This window comes from Candidatus Accumulibacter contiguus (genome assembly GCF_012940005.1).
Classification (GTDB): domain Bacteria; phylum Pseudomonadota; class Gammaproteobacteria; order Burkholderiales; family Rhodocyclaceae; genus Accumulibacter; species Accumulibacter contiguus.
This window is the reverse complement of record NZ_SPMX01000133.1, coordinates 1-963: the sequence shown is the minus strand read 5'-3', so window position 1 is coordinate 963 and position 963 is coordinate 1. Positions and strand designations below refer to the sequence as shown.

At 59.5% G+C, this 963-nt stretch carries 1 protein-coding gene; it reads left to right on the top strand.

Annotated features, from left to right (window positions below; translation table 11 throughout):
• The coding region (locus E4Q08_RS25250) for a lysozyme family protein (protein ID WP_505438053.1) at window positions 1-406 on the top strand (406 nt) is incomplete at its 5' end.
• Between the last annotated feature and the right edge of the window lie 557 nt (window positions 407-963).

Below are 963 nucleotides of genomic sequence, written 5' to 3'. Positions count from 1 at the left end.
CCTCCGCGATTTGTCCCGCTACGGAATCACGGCCGACGATGTCGCCGCGGCCGGCTGCTACGCGTTCGACCTGGCCGCCTGGCGGATCCGCGGACACCTCAAGAACGACAAAGGCGATCTCTGGACCAAGGCAGCCAACTACCACTCCCGGACGCCGCGACACAACGCGGTGTACCGGAGCGATCTGCGCGTGAAGGCCGCCAAGTGGGCGGATTGGCTGGAAGCGCGTTTTGTTACGGTGGATGTGACGAAGGCGGGTGCGGTGCGCTCACTGCCGGTGACGGCGGTATCGGTGCAGGCAACGCGATTGTCTGCTGTGGCTGCAGTGGAAACGAAGCCACAGGCAAGGGCGAGGGAAACTTCCGGGTATGTGCCGCGAAAGATCATCCGCAACTCCCGGCCGTGATTCATGCGAGGCCAATTTTAGCGGCTAAAATTTTTTGGCTGCCTCTGCAAACGGCTTACCGTACTTAGCAACCCGTTTTTCGAGACGACCATATAGAGCCGTTTCCTGTTTCGTTACTCCCCGACCGAAAGTCCTATGTCGAGCCTGTCTGATGGACGCGTACATGCACGTGCGCAGGACACGGTGGCTACACGAACGGATGATTAGCGTTGAGCGTTCCTGTTGATCGAAGATCAGATCGATACTCGTAAACGCTTGGCGCGCTCCTTGAAGGCGCGTTCGCCTCCTTCAAGGATGTCGCAAACATGCTGTCGGATCAACGGGTTTTCGAGGCTGCCGCATTCGTAGGTGATTGGTGGCAACTGGCCAGGTTGGTGTGGTCAGAGCGGGCCCCGGAATTTCGGACAGCAGGATAAGTGGTAGCCTTGCCCCATCGAACGGCTGCAAAAGCAGCCCAACAGGAGCGAGAGCATGACGAGAAGGACGAGGCGGAACCACACGCCGGCATTCAAGGCGCAGGTGGCGCTGGCAGCGCTAAAGAGCGACAAGACGCTAGC